General features: G+C 40.3%; 12 protein-coding genes, 1 tRNA gene and 1 other RNA gene. 11 read left to right on the top strand and 3 right to left on the bottom strand.

From position 1 onward, the window contains the following. The first annotated feature begins 48 nt into the window (after positions 1–48). From FUT79_RS05985 to FUT79_RS05970, 4 genes are all read left to right on the top strand, one after another. Positions 49–927, top strand: a complete 879-nt coding sequence (locus FUT79_RS05985) for a hypothetical protein (protein WP_024753393.1) — start codon at positions 49–51, stop codon at positions 925–927. A gap of 542 nt (positions 928–1,469) precedes the next feature. After that, entirely contained in the window at positions 1,470–1,931 is a 462-nt protein-coding gene (locus FUT79_RS05980) for a (2Fe-2S)-binding protein (RefSeq protein ID WP_024753392.1), read from the top strand. Next, a complete protein-coding gene (locus FUT79_RS05975) occupies positions 1,931–2,764 on the top strand; it encodes an FAD binding domain-containing protein (RefSeq protein WP_002699889.1) in 834 nt (277 codons plus the stop codon). Before FUT79_RS05980 ends, FUT79_RS05975 begins: the two co-directional genes overlap by 1 nt. After that, positions 2,761–5,016, top strand: coding sequence for a xanthine dehydrogenase family protein molybdopterin-binding subunit (locus FUT79_RS05970; RefSeq protein ID WP_002699887.1), 2,256 nt, complete (start codon positions 2,761–2,763; stop codon positions 5,014–5,016). Before FUT79_RS05975 ends, FUT79_RS05970 begins: the two co-directional genes overlap by 4 nt. A gap of 55 nt (positions 5,017–5,071) precedes the next feature. On the opposite strand, the gene radC is transcribed toward FUT79_RS05970, so the two are convergent. Both radC and FUT79_RS05955 read right to left on the bottom strand, forming a co-directional pair. Beyond that, entirely contained in the window at positions 5,072–5,758 is a 687-nt protein-coding gene (radC, locus tag FUT79_RS05965) for a RadC family protein (protein ID WP_002699885.1), read from the bottom strand. Between the two features lie 973 nt (positions 5,759–6,731). Then, positions 6,732–7,985, bottom strand: a complete 1,254-nt coding sequence (locus FUT79_RS05955; protein ID WP_148878728.1) for an ISNCY family transposase — start codon at positions 7,983–7,985, stop codon at positions 6,732–6,734. 216 nt (positions 7,986–8,201) lie between these two features. Between FUT79_RS05955 and ssrA the strand changes: the two genes are divergently transcribed. The 7 genes from ssrA (at position 8,202) to deoD (ending at position 14,924) form a co-directional block, all read left to right on the top strand. Then, positions 8,202–8,551: a transfer-messenger RNA gene (gene ssrA / locus FUT79_RS05950) on the top strand. A 316-nt stretch (positions 8,552–8,867) separates the two neighbouring features. Next, a tRNA-Pro gene (locus tag FUT79_RS05945) sits at positions 8,868–8,941 on the top strand. A gap of 559 nt (positions 8,942–9,500) precedes the next feature. Next, positions 9,501–9,998, top strand: a complete 498-nt coding sequence (locus FUT79_RS05940; protein WP_024753391.1) for a LytS/YhcK type 5TM receptor domain-containing protein — start codon at positions 9,501–9,503, stop codon at positions 9,996–9,998. 41 nt (positions 9,999–10,039) lie between these two features. Continuing rightward, a complete protein-coding gene (locus FUT79_RS05935) occupies positions 10,040–11,197 on the top strand; it encodes a methyl-accepting chemotaxis protein (RefSeq protein ID WP_148878815.1) in 1,158 nt (385 codons plus the stop codon). 91 nt (positions 11,198–11,288) lie between these two features. Further along, positions 11,289–12,617: a divergent polysaccharide deacetylase family protein gene (locus tag FUT79_RS05930; RefSeq protein ID WP_044634354.1), complete on the top strand. Its 1,329-nt coding sequence runs from the start codon at positions 11,289–11,291 to the stop codon at positions 12,615–12,617. 220 nt (positions 12,618–12,837) lie between these two features. Then, positions 12,838–13,866 (top strand): tRNA (adenosine(37)-N6)-threonylcarbamoyltransferase complex transferase subunit TsaD, encoded by a 1,029-nt coding sequence (tsaD, locus tag FUT79_RS05925; RefSeq protein WP_024753388.1) that lies wholly within the window; start codon positions 12,838–12,840, stop codon positions 13,864–13,866. Positions 13,867–14,222: 356 nt separating this feature from the next. Next, the gene (gene deoD, locus FUT79_RS05920; protein ID WP_024753387.1) at positions 14,223–14,924 is read left to right on the top strand and encodes a purine-nucleoside phosphorylase; all 702 of its coding nucleotides are present in this window, start codon (positions 14,223–14,225) and stop codon (positions 14,922–14,924) included. On the opposite strand, the gene rbsK is transcribed toward deoD, so the two are convergent. Further along, the gene (gene rbsK / locus FUT79_RS05915; RefSeq protein WP_002695817.1) at positions 14,921–15,856 is read right to left on the bottom strand and encodes a ribokinase; all 936 of its coding nucleotides are present in this window, start codon (positions 15,854–15,856) and stop codon (positions 14,921–14,923) included. The genes deoD and rbsK overlap by 4 nt on opposite strands. Positions 15,857–15,973 lie beyond the last annotated feature (117 nt).

The following is a 15,973-nucleotide window of genomic DNA, read 5'->3' as shown; positions in this document are numbered from 1 at the left end:
AATTTCTTTTCCTAACTCTTCGGTATTTTCCTGCCGATACTCCGCATAATGACGCATACTGTTTGTCAATATCCGAGCGGCAACGAAATATTTTTACGAGAAGCTCTCTATCGAAACGAATATATCTACAGTCTCAAGTGTTTTATGCTAAACGGGCAATTCACAACGCAAAAAGCAGCGCTTTTAAAGATGCGGGTATTGCTTGCCTGTATTGAAGCGAGTGCCATTGTAATCGATGCCTACATTCAAACCGAAGAAAAACTCAGCTACCTTTTTGTTCTGTGTTCATCAAAACTTGATTCGTCCAATTTTTCCGCTATTATCCGCCGGTATACACCGAAAGCGCTCATTGAAGAAATGGACGAAAAAACAGCCTTGCACTGTCTACAAAATATTTCGGTAGAGGCACTTAAGAATAAAAAAATTCCTTATATATTTCCACTGAACGAGTTACATTCTTCCAAAGAGTGCCTGCTTTCTCTTTTAATTGAATATCGCGCATTGACAGCCGAAATGGACGAAGCCTTCAAACATATCCGCTCGCAGAATTCCTTGCGAGGTCTCCGCCGCAGAGCCTTTGATTTTCTCGAAAAAAAAGCAAAAGATGAAAAAACCTTATCGAATCGACGCGCAGAAAATTTTTTAACCGATATTGTTATTTTTGAAGAGCGAAAACGAATTGCCTCAGTTGCGGTCTTTCAAATAGAAACAATCAATCGCCGCCCACATAAAAGCTCCCTCGTAATTAAAAAAGAATCGGGCGGAGGAGAACTTTTCTATGATAAACTCTATTGCATAAAAAAAATCGACTTCCTTTCATCCCGCTTTACCAAACGTCTGGCACGCGGCTTATACCAAATGGAAGTTCCCGGCAAAAAAACTTCTTTTACCGTTAATTTTACCGTACCCTCACTCTTTATTTTATAACTCCTTAGAGAGTTTTCAAATTCAGTTCTACGTAGAACAACCGCCCCCGTGGCAGTTCTGATTTTGACAACGGTGGGCAATTTACCACAGGAATGCTGAATTCCGCAAGCAACCTGTTAATGCTCTGATCATTACACAGGGAGTTAATTACAGAACGCTGTAATAGGAAAATCGAAATCGATTAAAAAAGCGTAGTGGCAGCAGAAAATACAAGTGAATATCTGGTTTTTATTGCACACCAAGCATTTTTAACTGTAAATACTATAAACTTTTGTTGAATATGTATTATAATAATCAGTAGTACATTATCTATCCTAAATACGAAAAAGAAAAAGTATCATCGGTAATTATTCCTTCAAAGTATAAAGAAAAATTATTACAGCTTAAAAATGACGAAGGGGAGCTTCATTAATTACCGATAAAAATGCAAAATATATAGTGATTGATAATACAATGGAAAGCTGTGATATAGATGATATCAACGATTATCATAACATAACTAATAACCATGATATCCAGTGAAACAAGATTAGGTGGCCGGTATGAAAATTAATGCTATAGTAAACGGTTCCCCCGTTGAAGGCGAAGTTGATGAAAAACTAAGACTTATTGATTTTTTGCGTGAAAACTTGGATTTGACAGGAACCAAAGAAGGTTGTTCCGAAGGTGAATGCGGAGCGTGTACGATATTACTGAATAACGAGGCTGTTCCCTCATGTACCGTTTTAGCAGGACAAATAAACGAATGCGAAATTCTAACAATAGAAGGGCTTGCTCAAAATGGCGAATTGGACATTCTTCAAAAAAAATTTATTGAGTATGGCGCGGTTCAATGCGGATTTTGTTCTCCCGGGTTTTTAATCAGCGCAAAAGCCCTCATGCTGCATAATAAGAATCCAACGCTTGAAGATATTAAACGAGCTATTGAAGGCAATTTATGTAGATGTACCGGATACATCAAAATCATTGAAGCCATTCAAGCCGCCATAGAGGAGAGAACATAATGTTTTATGCCGCTAAAGATAAAAACACACTTCTTGGTTTATTAGAAAAAAGTAATGATACAACGTTTATTATTGCGGGAGGAACTGATTTAGTAATTCAGCTAAAAAACAGTAAGCACACAGTATATGATATTATCGACATTACAAAAATAAACGAATTTGCTCATATCAATGAAACAAGCGAGTATTTACAAATAGGAGCGTTAGTAACAATGCGTGAACTCTGCGAAAGTCCTCTTGTAAAAACTGATTACAAAGCCTTATACCAAGCTGCATATGAGCTAGGCTCTACACTAATAAGAAATCGGGCTACGATTGGAGGTAATATTTGCAACGCCTCTCAATCTGCTGATTGCAGTTTAGTTTTGTTTTCCTATGATGCACGCATCAAAATTCTGAACTTTGAAGGACTTGAAAAAACAGTTCCAATACATGAATTCATTCTGGGCAAAGAAAAAACGATTTTATCTAAAAAAGAAATCGTAACTGAAATATTGATTCCTAAGAAAAAGCGGGTAAGCGCATTTAAAAAAATAGGAGCAAGAAAAGCAGTTACTATTTCCAAAATAAGTTGTGCCCTGGAATATATCCCGAAAAATACAACTTTAACTCATGTAAACGTGTATTTGGGAGCAGTCGGAATTAAACCTATTAAAGCTCATCTTATTGAATCATATCTTGAAAATAAAAATATTAATGATATTCGCCTTCACGATTTACAAACAATCGCTTCCAATGAAATAGAAAATGCAATTCCGAATCGCTCTTCAAAATTCTATAAAAAAATTGCAGTGCAAGGTTTAATTGAAGATTTACTAAAGGATTTACAATGAATAACTATAAATATGTTGGAAAAAAATTTATACGGCAAGATAGTTTTGATCGAGTAACGGGTGTTACAAAATTTACTGCGGACATAAAAAGACATATGCTGCTATATGGAAAATTGGTATTAAGCGAAAAAGCTCATGCAGATATCAGTTTTGATTTTGATGAAGCGTTACTTGTTCCCGGTATCTACACAATTTTAACCTATAAAGATATTCCCCACATTCCGTATAATTGCATGGAATGGTTTACCGGCATTTCCGCCTATCACGATGAATATATATTACATGATAGAGCTCGTTTTGTAGGAGATAGAATTGCATTAGTTTTAGGGGAAAATAAACATGCGGTAGAAGAGGCAATAAAAAAAATAATTGTGCATTATAAAGAACTGCCGGTAATAACCAACCTTGATGATGCGCAAAAAGATACAGTAATTATTAAACGGGATTCTAATTTAGCCTATGAAAAAAAAATTGGCTGCGGTGATTTTAAAAAAGCACTTGATGAAGCTGATTATATCATTGAAGATTCAGGGTCTACACCAAGGACACATCACTTGGCGATTGAACCCCACGCAGCCTTGGCGGAATTTGATACTTTCGGTAATCTCGTAATACATAGTCCGGGTCAAATTGTTTTTGCTATTCAGATGCACATGGCTCGTATTTTACAAATTCCCTATTCAAAGATTAGAGTTATTAAAACGAATATGGGAGGCTCCTTTGGAGGGAAACAACAACCACTGTTAGAACTTATCGCAGGAGCCGTCGCATGGATTATAAAAAGACCGGTGTTAGTATACATGGATCGGGAACAAAGCATTATCGGCACTTTTACAAGAAACCCGACCAAGGTAAAAATTACCACAGCAATAAAAAAAGACGGAACCATATTAGGCAGAAAAGTAGAAACCTTAGTGGATGGCGGTGCATATGATACCAATAATACCAGCATCATAAATGCATATGCAAAAAAACTTTTTAGATTATATAAAATTTACAATCAGGAATTTCACGGGAAGGCATTTTATACCAATGGAATTCCCGGCGGAGCATGCAGGGCTTATGGCGGGCCTCAATCGCACGCAGTTTCCGAAATCAATATCACCAATGCCGCAAAAAAAATAGGGATGGATCCTTGTGAGTTCAGACTTAAGAACCTTGTTGATCCCTATGATGATGATCCTGTCGGAGGGCCTAATTTAGGAAAGGCCGGAATCAAAGATTGCATTAAGGCCGGCATGAAAGTCTTTAACTGGAAAGAAAAATATGAACACATTCATAAAAAAAACACCGACCGGTACGCATACGGAGTCGGCGTTGCCTGCGCAACACACGGGAACGGTTATCTTGGAGTCTTTCCGGATTTTACCAATGTTGAAATGATATTGAATCCGGACGGAACATTGTTCGTAAAAATTGCTGTCCATGAACAAGGCTGCGGAACCATTGATTCTCTTTGCTTAATTGCAGCTGAAGCAATAGATATGAATCCCGCAAACATTACCATCACGGAAGCTGATACGGCAATAAGCCCGTACGACTCTGCGGGAACACAGGCAAGCCGCGTAACATTTGTAGCAGGCGGAGCGCTGATTGAAGCAGGCACACTACTAAAACAAAAAATTTTTAATACACTGCATACCATCGAGCATATCCCCTTAGAAGATATGTATAGTGATTGCGGTACTGTAAAAATAAAAAATTCAGACAAAACATATACCTATGCAGAAATTGCAACAATGGCAGAAAAGAGTTTATCAAATCCTACTTCGGTATATATTCATCATGTTCCAAAATCAAATCCCGCAGCCTTTGCCGCATGTTTTGCAGAAGTAAAAGTAGATAAAAAAACAGGGCTTGTTGAAATCACTGATTTATTGGCTGTGCACGATATCGGAAAGGCTATTAACCCCTTGTTAGTAGAAGGACAGATTCACGGCGGCTGCCAATTTATTCTTGGTATGGCGCTTTCGGAAGAAATTATTCGAGAGCCTAACGGTTCTATTAAAAATAAGACTTTGTCAAAATATCATGTTCTTAATGCACAAGATATGCCTGCCGTAAAAGTGATGCTCATCGAAACTGAAGACGAAACAGCTCCCTATGGGCTAAAAAGCGTAGGAGAAATTGCAGCAGTAGCTCCGGCTCCCGCCGTATTAAATGCAATCAATCATGCGCTTGGCACTAACATCTGTGATTATCCGGCAACTCCCGAAAGAATTATTGAGAGCATAGAAAAATTGCCAAACTAAAAATATCAGCTGAATTTGCAATAATTGCGTGTAACAACATTTATCGCAGGTAAAATTATAGCACTTTTTTTTCTCCTAAAAGTTTTTCAGCTACAAACATTTTATTTTCAACAAAACTATAGTAATCACCGTTCGGAACTAAAATTATATGGTCAAGCACTTGAATGCCTAATAAAGAACCCGATTCATATAAACGTTCGGTAATTGCAATATCTTCTTCAGAAGGCTGAAGACTGCCGGACGGGTGATTATGTGCAATAATAATCGAAGCCGCTCTATCGCTAAGCGGATCCGCAAATACTTCGCGAGGGTGGACAATCGTTCTATTGAGAATGCCTACGCTTACAACTCGAATGGCAATAATCTCATGGGCACCGTTAAGAGAAGCAACAATAAATTGCTCCTGCTTTCGCGTAGCATAATGACGCAAAAAAAGAACAATATCGGACGGATGTTTTATTTTTTGATTACCAACTCCGTAATATCTTCTTCCAAGCTCAAAAGCCGCCAGAATTGTCGTTATTTTACCCTCTCCCATCCCCTTGATTGAATAGAGAATTCTGTCAATGTTTTCAGCTTGGTGCCTATCCGCATGCATGGATATTTCTTCGGCTAATTGCATTACCGATTTTCCCTTTATGCCCGTCCTGAGTAAAATTGCAAGCAACTCAGAATCGGAAAGACTGTCCGCTCCTTTTTCCAACAAGCGTTCCCGCAAATCAGGTTTTTTCTTTGCTCCCATACCTGCTATAATCGATTTTTATTTTCATTTTGCCAATATCCAATATGATGCATGATGAAACAACTGAAATTTTACGACAAAGTTTTTAACAAACCCCACAAAGTTTACACACAAACAGAGACAGCCACCCCTTGAACTCCGCGTTGCAGTACACAAACGTAGAGTAAAAATCGTACATTCATGGGCGTTGCGGTTTGATGTTTTCTCTAATTTGTCTTGAGCGTTTAAATGAAAAAATACACCACAGGGAAAAAGTCGTAAGAATATTTCCAAACGTAGTACAGCGTTTTGTAATTAACTTCCCTGTTATACAAATCGGAGTATCAACAATAGGGACTGCGGATTTAAGCATCACTATGGTAAATTGCCCACCGTTGCTCAATTCCAAACGATGTTTAAAAGCATCAACACTGTTTTGTAAAATTGAAGCTTTTAAACTCGTTGGCGAAGTTAAAGTAAATTTTCAAAACTTCGCCCTTGCGCCGTGTCAAGCTCCTTTTTATAACAGGAAGCTTTAAAACTCGCAGGTTTCATTTTGCCATGGACGGCAAAATCAGAACCGCCACGGATGGCGGTGGTTCCACATAGAATTGAGTTTGAAAACTATCACAGCGTACTCGGAGTTTTCAAACTCATAGGTTTGGTTTTGACAAGGACGTCAAAACCAAACCGTAGTGTCGGACTCTTTTTTATAAAATTTTTTACATTTTGAGTAAGATGTATTAAAAAACAGATCGAGTTATTAAAAAAACGTTATACTTAGAATAGAACATATTTCGTGTTTAGTTAGATGGCGTGGTTAAACATTATATAGGGCTTTTATACAAGATTAGGGACTTTATCTAAATTCCAAAAATAAGTTTTGTGCTCTTGTCGTGATTTTAAAATAGTTTTGTTGTCAATAACCAGTGAATATTTCACCCCTAAATGGGGTTAATTTTGCAATGAAAATTGCACCCCTTAACACATCGAGTTATCCTGCTTTTGCATCTTTAAGTAAGAATTCATAAATCAAGTCAATAACTACTTGAGGCAGGTCTCCGGTTCGTCCAACCGTATCGGTTCGGTATATATCATCGAGCGGTACAATCGGATAGAATTCATCATGTATTAAAGCGCGTATACCATGCTTTTGGGAAATCAATACATTTACCATTGTGCCTGCGCCGAATTTATTCTGCTCAATTTTAAACAAATGGTTTTTGATTGAGATGGTAGATCCGCTTGAAAGTTTGCGCGTAATAACCGATGACAACAGTTTATCAAGATCGAGTGTTTTTGGTGTCGGTACAAACATTGAATATGAATCGCAGGCCGGAACACCAAACTGTTTGTTGAAAATACCGATATACTCTTTTAAGAATTGATTTGCTTGCTCTATGGTTGTGATGTGGCGTCGTGCAAATTCAACAGGGAGTCGGCTTTGTAATGTTTGCCATAATCGCTCAACACGTCCTTTTGCTTGTGATGAATGAGCCGGGAACATATCGATTCCTAAGTACTTGATAATTTTGCCGAATTGTGTTACTTGTTCCTTGGTTCCTTGTAATTGCTCCTCAATGGATAACTGTTTTTTTGCATTAACAAAAAAAACGCTACACTTATCCGGATAAAGAGCGGCAGGGAGTCCGTAATTTTCGAGTGTCTGCCGCAGAACTTCTAAATATCCGAGCAGGCACTCGTTTTTGCATAAATAAAGACCGGTAATCATTCCGCGCGCATCATCAATAAAAGCATGTAATGCGGATTTTTCTTTCCCGCCGAACCAAGGAAACGGGGTTGCGTCCACTTGCAACAGCTCTCCGAAGCAAGCTCTTCTATTGCGCGTTTTATGCACCTTCTTTCGTGTTCGTCTTTTCTTTGGTGAACAAATTCCATGTGATAACAGAATACGGCGCAGAGTCGAATATGACAGCTGCAATTGATATTCTTCAGTTACTATTTCATGAAAATGCAAAAAATTGCTTTTTGACAATGCGGGATCGCTTCGCAGCGCAAGTAATCGCTGCTCAATTTCTTTCGAGGTCTTCTTTGCAGAGGGACGCTGACTGTTGCCATGCAGCATTGCTGCTAAACCCTTTTCTTTGAACGCCTTTTTTAATTGCTGTACGCGTCTTCGTGAAAGGTTTAATCGAAGCGCAGCTTGTTGTACCGTACATCTCCCCTCTAGGCAGTTGGCAATAACATGTCCTCGTGTAATTTGATCAATGCTCATAAATAATTTCATTCCTCCAGTTTAGTGTAACAAGTCAATAATTTCACCTCGGTAAAATATAGGGGCGAAATATTCATTGAAAACTTATAGGGGTGAAATTATCACAGATTAAAGACATCGGTAAAATATAGGGGTGAAATTATCACAGATTAAAGACATTTTGAAATAGTTTTGTTTGACAAAGTGTATGATATTGGGTATATTAAACATGCGCTCATCTTTTAACACGGGGGTGTTCCGGTTTCGACTGGGAAGATGAAACTTGAGTTGCAGGTGGAGTACCGACCTCCTGATTCGGTAAAACTTATAACTGCCGAAAATAACGACAGTTTCGATTACGCCTTAGCTGCATAATCGCGGAACCCGCATTGCGTTGCTCCGAGCGGTGCGGTGTTCCGACGCGAATAGGAGCTCAGCCTTTTGTCGGGCACGAACGATAAAAGGGACTTTAGCCGTGATACGGAATCGACGCTTGCGGTGCTGACACCGGTTCCCGACAATTACCTCGCACCGATAAACCTGTAGACGCTCCTGATTCCCTTTTCAGGACGGGGGTTCAATTCCCCCCATCTCCAAAAGCCTTTTGCAAAATGCAGAAGGCTTTTTTGCTTTTTTTAAAAGTGATTTATAAACAAAGGGAAAGCCTCATAATGGTAATTTTGTAGGACTTCAATTGCCTGCGGTATAATTTCCGTTAAAATTTATCTCAATTTATGAGGATCAAAGCAAACCATTCTCTTTATATTTTATGTGATTTTTGTCATTTACTATGCATCAGAATGAGAATAACCACATTCATGCTCTTGTCGTGAATGTTGAAATCTCCCTTCTTGACAGAAAGTGTATAAAACAGTATTATCATGTCAAAACTGCATTGTATGTGCAGTTTTGTAGCGGGCAATAGCGCAGTTGGTTAGCGTACAAGTCTGGGGGACTTGGGGTCCCCGGTTCAAATCCGGGTTGCCCGATTATTATAAATAACTGTATATCAATAACTTATACAATAAGTACTTCACCTTACGGCTCTGCTGTTCTAATACCGGTCACTTAAAAGATCATTTTGTGTCTTGAGGTGTTGAATACGGGCTATCCTTTTACGTTATTTACACGAAAGAATTCGCCTTATTTTTACGTCCGATTTAAAACGAAAAGACAAGAACATATTTTACAACTCAATACAGTACCAAAGAAAACATAAAAACTTTAAAGTTTTAAAATTTTAGATGTTTTTTCTTCTATTGACTTTTTATCATCTTATATCAATTTATAAACAATCATTTTTTATAAAATAAATTATTTTTCTTTGATATTTTATAAAATCTACGCTATAATAACTGTAGGATATTATTGTTAGCGATTACAATAGTGCGCGTTACCTAAAAGTAAAAATATTCGGCAAACGGTTAGCTAAAATTTTAAATAGCCAGTGCTTACAGAAAAACATCGCAAAGGCGTAAGAAAGTTTCCTTTAAAAATCGACATTTTTAAAGGAATTATTTTATAAATAATTTTAACCGGAGGGCTCATATGCTTGTAATTGCCGTTTTCTATAATACGCTTATTTATGTTTCGTTTATGTTTTTAACTGTGTATCTCTTATTTAAAATTAAACCTATAAAAGATACTGTTATGACTTCCTGTCAATCAGCACCTGAATGGGCTGCCCGTATCGGTGTAATAATAGTTTTCAGTATTGCAAATATGCTGGTTTCTAAATTCAGTTTCGAAGCAAACGGGGCGCTGGTAAATATCAGAACAGGTATCACACTTGTCGGAACCGTGTTATTCGGCATTATTCCCGGATTTGCGATCAGCATAAGCGGCGGTCTTTTTCGATATTCTTTGGGCGACTGGAGCGCACTTCCCTGCTGTGTCGCAGCGATCGCCGCACCTATAGCGCCGGCAATTTTTATCTATTTTTTTAAAAAGAAAAATGCGGAATTTACGTTTATCATCATTTCCATTCTTTCGCTGATAGCAGTGTTCTGGGAAGTAATCCATCTTTTGGTTTTGCTTCCTACTTAGGGGCAAAGCCCTCCCAAGAAGCATTTGCCATAGGATACAGTGTGCTTCTATTACCTATGGCTCTTTCCAATTTTATATTTGTATTTACAACGCTCACATTAACTCATGACCTTAGACAACAAACAAATATTCGGGGAATACAAGAGAACGAACGTTTTCTGCGAGAACGGGCAACTATCAATAGCGGTGTGTTGAAAGATGTGAATGCGGGTCTTGACGCGTTGTCAGAGCATGGCGATGTTTTATACGAACAAATGGAAGTTACCGGTCAGTCCATTCATCACATTAATATCGGCATTAAAAATTTTGAAGAAAAATTGCAAACGCATGGGGTAACCGTAGGAGAAACTAAAACGGAACTTGAATCAATTATTCAACGAATTAAAAATCTTGATACCGATATTACAACTCAAGCGGAAAGTTTACAAAGAACATTTGCTTTTCTCTCCGAAATGATTGCAAAAATGGATATGACCGGCAAACATTTTGAGGAAAGTAGACAGGTAATTCAATCTTTGTATGAAGTCGCAATAAATGGAAAACAAGCTGCCGCCAGCGTAAACACCATTGTCTTACAAATTGTCGAAAAATCGGAAGGGCTTTTACAAGCGAGCAGCATTATCCAAAATATTGCCTCGCAAACCAATTTGCTTGCGATGAATGCGTCTATTGAAGCTGCTCATGCCGGCGATTCAGGAAAAGGTTTTGCGGTTGTTGCCGGAGAAATTAGAAAGCTAGCAAATGAAACAACTATTCACGGAATGGAAATAGCAAAGATCCTAAAAGAAACCTCCGAGATTATTAACGCTTTAAAAGATTCGGGAAAAATGGCGGAACAGGTTTTCGGCTCGGTTTTTAATTTAACCGAACAGGTTTCAAACCGGGAAAATCTTATTATGCAGGAAATACACGAACAGAGCAAACATAGTGCGGAAATACTAAAAGTAACAGAAGAAATGAATAGTATTACCAAAGGAGTAAAGGACAGTTCTTTAAAAATGCTGAACGGTAGCGATCATATCGTTAATGAAATGCGGCAGCTTGATGATATTGCAAAAAATTTAACTTCCAGTATGGAAGAAATAACGCGCCAAGTAAACAGTATTAACGATGCGGCAAAAGATGTTGAAGCGGTTTCCGAAGCAAATAAAAAAAGCATAAACACTCTAACAAATGAGATTAGACGGTTTCAATTATAAGAAAATTTCAGCAAATGAGATTTTCTCATCTTTGTAGATTCCGAGAAAATTCTTGCTTGACCTTAGAGCCGTTTCGGTATATTCTGAGGCAGTGCTTTTAAAGAAACCTAAAAAGAAATCAACAAAGGCAAAGAAAAAGCCTGCAAAAAAAACAAAGCCGTTAACGCCGGCGGAAAAACGAACATACGGGATTATTGCGGCAGTCATAGGTGCCGTATGCATTTTACTATTAACCGTTAACTTCTTTTTGCTGCCTCGGGGACAAAAAAAGAATGCATCCGCCCCGCAAAGGGCTGAACCAACGGCTCAAAATACAAACCAATCGGCGGAAACAAAAACCTCGCAGAAAATAGCGGCGCAAGAAGAAGCGGAAAGCTCTTTCGCCCCGAAGGTCAAGCCTGAAAAAACACCCTGCTTGGAAAAAAATAAACCTCCCGCACAAAAAACGGAGACAATCGCTCACGCACAAAAACAAAAAACTGCGCAGAGTGAAGTAAAACCCGCTCCTCATGCGAAAGAAAAGAAAATTAAAAACTCAGAACCTGCCGTAAAGGTGATAAAAGAGCGGACAGCGGCTCAAAACGAAAAAAAACCGGTACAACCCGCACAAGTGAAAAAACAGGAACAGCAAAAACCGGTACAAGAGAAAAAATTGGAAAAGCCGAAACCCGTGCAGCCGGCAAAAAAAGAGCCTGTTGCCGTTGCGGCACGGCCTGAAAAACCGCCGGTTCCGAAGCCGCACAAGGGAACGCTTATTTTTGTATTTGATGATGCGGGACACAATCTTGCGCAGCTACAATATTTTTTACGGCTCCCCTTTCCCTGCACCATTGCGGTTTTGCCGCGGCTTGCACACTCGGCTGAAGCTGCACGCAGAATTCGCGCAGCGGGGAAAGAATGTATTTTGCATCAGCCCATGCAGGCAATAAACCCGAACGTCAACCCCGGACAGGGAGCAATCAAGCCCGGGATGACCGCCGCGCAAATACGGGAAACACTTAATAAAAATATCGAAGAGCTTTGGCCGATAGCAGGCATGAACAATCACGAAGGTTCGCTCATCACCGCGGATGAAAATGCAATGCAGGCGGTACTTGATACGGTTGCGGAAAAACATATATACTTTTTGGACTCGCGGACAAATGTACATACGGTTGTACCGCGAATAGCGAAGGAGCGCAATATGGTAATTTGGGAACGATCTGTTTTTATTGATAACGATAAAAATCGAAAAGCAATGGAAAACGAAATCAAAAAAGGATTAAAAATTGCGGAGCAGCGCGGCTGTTCAATTATGATCGGACACGTATTCACGGTTGAACTTGCGGAATTATTAACCGAAATGTATCCCACGCTGGTTGAAGAAGGATACTCATTATCAACCATTGCGCAATTTGCCGCAAACAAAATTGACGAATAACTACGAGTATAGCATTTCGCTCGATCGGGTTTTAATGTGCCGTATACAAATCAAAAAAATTGTATAAAAAGAATCCGACACGGCGCAACGGTGGGCAATTTACCACAGGAGTGCTTAAATCCGCGAGCACCTGTTACAGCTTCGATTAGTATGACAACAAACCTAATTGCAGAGCGGTTATACAGGCTATAAAAAGAAGAGTGAGAAAGAGGAAACGCATATGAAAGTATTGGGAATAGAAAGTTCTTGCGACGAAACGGCGGCTTCAATAGTTGAAGACGGCAAAACAATTTTGAGCAACAAAGTTGCCACGCAAATACCGTTCCATGAAATATATCAGGGAGTGGTACCCGAAATTGCAAGCCGCAAACATATTGAATGGATTTTGCCGGTAGTAAAAGAAGCGCTAAAAGATGCAAACCTTACCATACAGGATGTTGACGGAATAGCCGCAACCGCCTGCCCGGGCCTAATGGGTTCATTATTGGTAGGACTCACCTTTGCAAAAACGCTTGCATGGTCTTTGCAAAAACCTTTTATCGCCGTCAACCACATGCTCGGGCATTTATATGCAGCCCATTTAACCGAAGACATTCAGTATCCGTATTTAGGATTGCTAGTTTCGGGCGGGCATTCTATTATTTGCAAAGTACATAATTTTGACGACATCGAAGTGCTCGGCACCACCATTGATGATGCACCGGGCGAAGCCTTTGATAAGGTTGCAAAATTTTATCAGTTCGGCTATCCGGGCGGCGTCATTATCGATAAGCTTGCCAAAAACGGCGACCCGCATGCGGCAAATTTTCCGATGCCGATTATTCACAACGAGGGACACACCTATGATGTTTCATATTCGGGATTAAAAACAGCGGTTATCAATCAAACAGAGCTTTTTTGGAATCCGGAGTATGAAAAAACGCCTGAAAATATTGCGGCGGCGTTTCAGGATCGAGCGGTAAAAATCCTTTTGCGCCCTCTATTACAAGCAGCACGGGATACCGGCTTAACCACGATTGTTGCAGGCGGCGGCGTTGCGGCAAACTCATTACTGCGGCAAAAACTCGCCGAGCAAAAAGACCTCACCTGCATTTTTCCGCCCTTAAAATTTTGTACCGATAACGCTGCAATGATTGCGGGTCTCGGCTATCAGTATCTTTCACGCGGAATAACCAGCCCTTACACGGTCGGCGCCTCCCCGCGCGTTCAAGGCTTTAGCAAAAAAGGCCGCCGCCCAAAAAAAGCATAAGAAAACAACTGCAAACCCATCAACACACAATTTTTACTCTGCAGAAATTAAGTTTTGTCCGCACAAAAAACTGCAAAATTGACGAGTTTAAAACCGAAATCTAAAAATGAGAATTTTCGGTTTTAAACATCAGTCTGCAATAGTTGGCGTTTTATAAGTATTTAACTCCGACAAGTAAAAATAAGTCGGATAAGAAAAAGCTTCAAACTTTAACGCCCATGAACGTATGATTGTTATTCTTCGTGCATAGTCCGCGGAGAGAAAATTCTTCTACTTGCGAAATTTCGATTTTTCATTTAAAGTAAAAATACAGTATTATACAATCAAAATGCAATGTAATTATGAAGGAGTGTGATATGAGTATTCACATAGGTGCAAAAAAAGGCGAAATTGCGGATCGGATTTTGCTGCCGGGCGACCCGCTGCGGGCAAAGTTTGTGGCGGAGAATTTTTTTGAAAATGCGGTTTGTTATAATGAGGTGCGCGGCATGCTCGGATTTACCGGCACGTATAAGGGCGTGAAGGTTTCCGTGCAGGGAACGGGAATGGGGCTCCCTTCGCATTCTATTTACGTTACCGAGTTATTCAAAGATTATGATGTGCAAAAAGCAATCAGGATTGGCACGGCGGGTTCGTTGCGGAAGGATATTCCGCTGCGGGCTTTAGTGCTTGCAATGGCTGCTTCCACCGATTCGGGGATGAATACGCATCGCTTTGAGGGGCGGCATTATGCCCCGTCCGCAAACTGGAATCTTTTGAAACATGCCTATGAGGCGGCGCAAAAAATCGGGGCGGAAACTTTTGTCGGCGGCGTTGCGTCATCCGATGTTTTTTATGACGAAAAGGAGACGTGGAAGCTTTGGGCTGAATACGGCGTATTGGCGGTAGAAATGGAAACGGCTGAATTGTACACGCTTGCCGCAAAATATAACCGCGAGGCACTCAGTATTTTAACCATATCGGACAGTGTTGTTACCGGAGAAGCTACCAGCGCAGAAGAACGGCAACTCACTTTTAAACAAATGATGGAAACCGCTTTAGAAGCTATTATTGCTTAAGACTTTGCGGAAACGTTTGCCGCAATAAAATCATCGACAGCCTTCCGCTGCGGAATCGATGCCTGTGCTCCCACCGTTAAAGTGGCGAGCGCTCCGCAAGCATTTCCCCGCGTGAGGGCTGTTTTCATATCGTTTGTTTCAAGCCATGCGGTGACAAAGGCACCGATAAAAGAATCGCCTGCAGCGGTGGTATCAACCGGCTCCACTTTGAATGCGGGCACAAAAATTTCCGCATCGGCGGTAAATGCGGCGGCGCCCTTTGCGCCCAGTGTGAGGATAACGGTTTTCGCTTCCTTTTTACGCAAGAGGGCTGCCGACTCGGCGCCGCTTTGCAAGTCCGTTACCGTTTTGCCTGCAAGCAGAGAAAGCTCGGTTTCGTTTACAATTAAAAAATCAATCAGCGGAAGCAGCTCCGGTTTGATCGCCTGTGCGGGCGCAAGATTGAGAAATACCGGAATGTTTTTTTTCTGCGCTTCAATAACGGCAGCTTCCACTGTCGGCATCGGCGTTTCCAGTTGCAGCACCAGCGCATCATACTTGCGGGAGCTAAGAGCCGCTTTTGCATCATCCGCCGTTACCTTTTCGTTTGCGCCGGCAATCACAATAATGCGATTATCCCCGCACGAGGTTTCCAGCAGAATAATCGCAATCCCCGATGAAATGCCGTCAAGCGTTTTTATCTGCTCGCAGTGTACGCCAACCGATTGCAGATTTTTTACAAGGCGCGTGCCGAACTCATCCTTCCCGATGGCTCCGCAAAAATACACTTCGCTTCCTTGGCAGGCAAGCGCGTATGCCTGATTAGCTCCCTTCCCGCCCGGCGTGGTATGGAATTGCTGCCCTAAAAGGGTTTCTCCACGCACAGGAACCGTATTACACTGCACAACCAAATCCATATTCATACTTCCAATCAGTAAAATGTTTTTTTGCATGTTTTTCTCCGTCTCAATGAGTTTTTAAGGTTTTAAAAAACCTATTAATTTTAAATCCTTGTGCAAAGGTGTATCATGAAAGCATTATGTATATCAAGAGAAAGAAAAAACGGAAGT

This window comes from Treponema phagedenis (assembly GCF_008153345.1).
GTDB classification, from domain to species: domain Bacteria; phylum Spirochaetota; class Spirochaetia; order Treponematales; family Treponemataceae; genus Treponema; species Treponema phagedenis.
The sequence above is the reverse complement of the archived record's forward strand: the minus strand, read 5'-3'. Positions and strand labels throughout refer to the sequence as shown.

Excerpts from the sequence above, each read along its gene's own strand:
- FUT79_RS05985 (WP_024753393.1), top strand. The coding sequence starts at position 49 with ATGACGCATACTGTTTGTCAATATCCGAGCGGCAACGAAATATTTTTA.
- FUT79_RS05980 (WP_024753392.1), top strand. The coding sequence starts at position 1,470 with ATGAAAATTAATGCTATAGTAAACGGTTCCCCCGTTGAAGGCGAAGTT.
- FUT79_RS05975 (WP_002699889.1), top strand. The coding sequence starts at position 1,931 with ATGTTTTATGCCGCTAAAGATAAAAACACACTTCTTGGTTTATTAGAA.
- FUT79_RS05970 (WP_002699887.1), top strand. The coding sequence starts at position 2,761 with ATGAATAACTATAAATATGTTGGAAAAAAATTTATACGGCAAGATAGT.
- radC (WP_002699885.1), bottom strand. The coding sequence starts at position 5,758 with ATGGGAGCAAAGAAAAAACCTGATTTGCGGGAACGCTTGTTGGAAAAA.
- FUT79_RS05955 (WP_148878728.1), bottom strand. The coding sequence starts at position 7,985 with ATGAAATTATTTATGAGCATTGATCAAATTACACGAGGACATGTTATT.
- FUT79_RS05940 (WP_024753391.1), top strand. The coding sequence starts at position 9,501 with ATGCTTGTAATTGCCGTTTTCTATAATACGCTTATTTATGTTTCGTTT.
- tsaD (WP_024753388.1), top strand. The coding sequence starts at position 12,838 with ATGAAAGTATTGGGAATAGAAAGTTCTTGCGACGAAACGGCGGCTTCA.
- deoD (WP_024753387.1), top strand. The coding sequence starts at position 14,223 with ATGAGTATTCACATAGGTGCAAAAAAAGGCGAAATTGCGGATCGGATT.
- rbsK (WP_002695817.1), bottom strand. The coding sequence starts at position 15,856 with ATGCAAAAAAACATTTTACTGATTGGAAGTATGAATATGGATTTGGTT.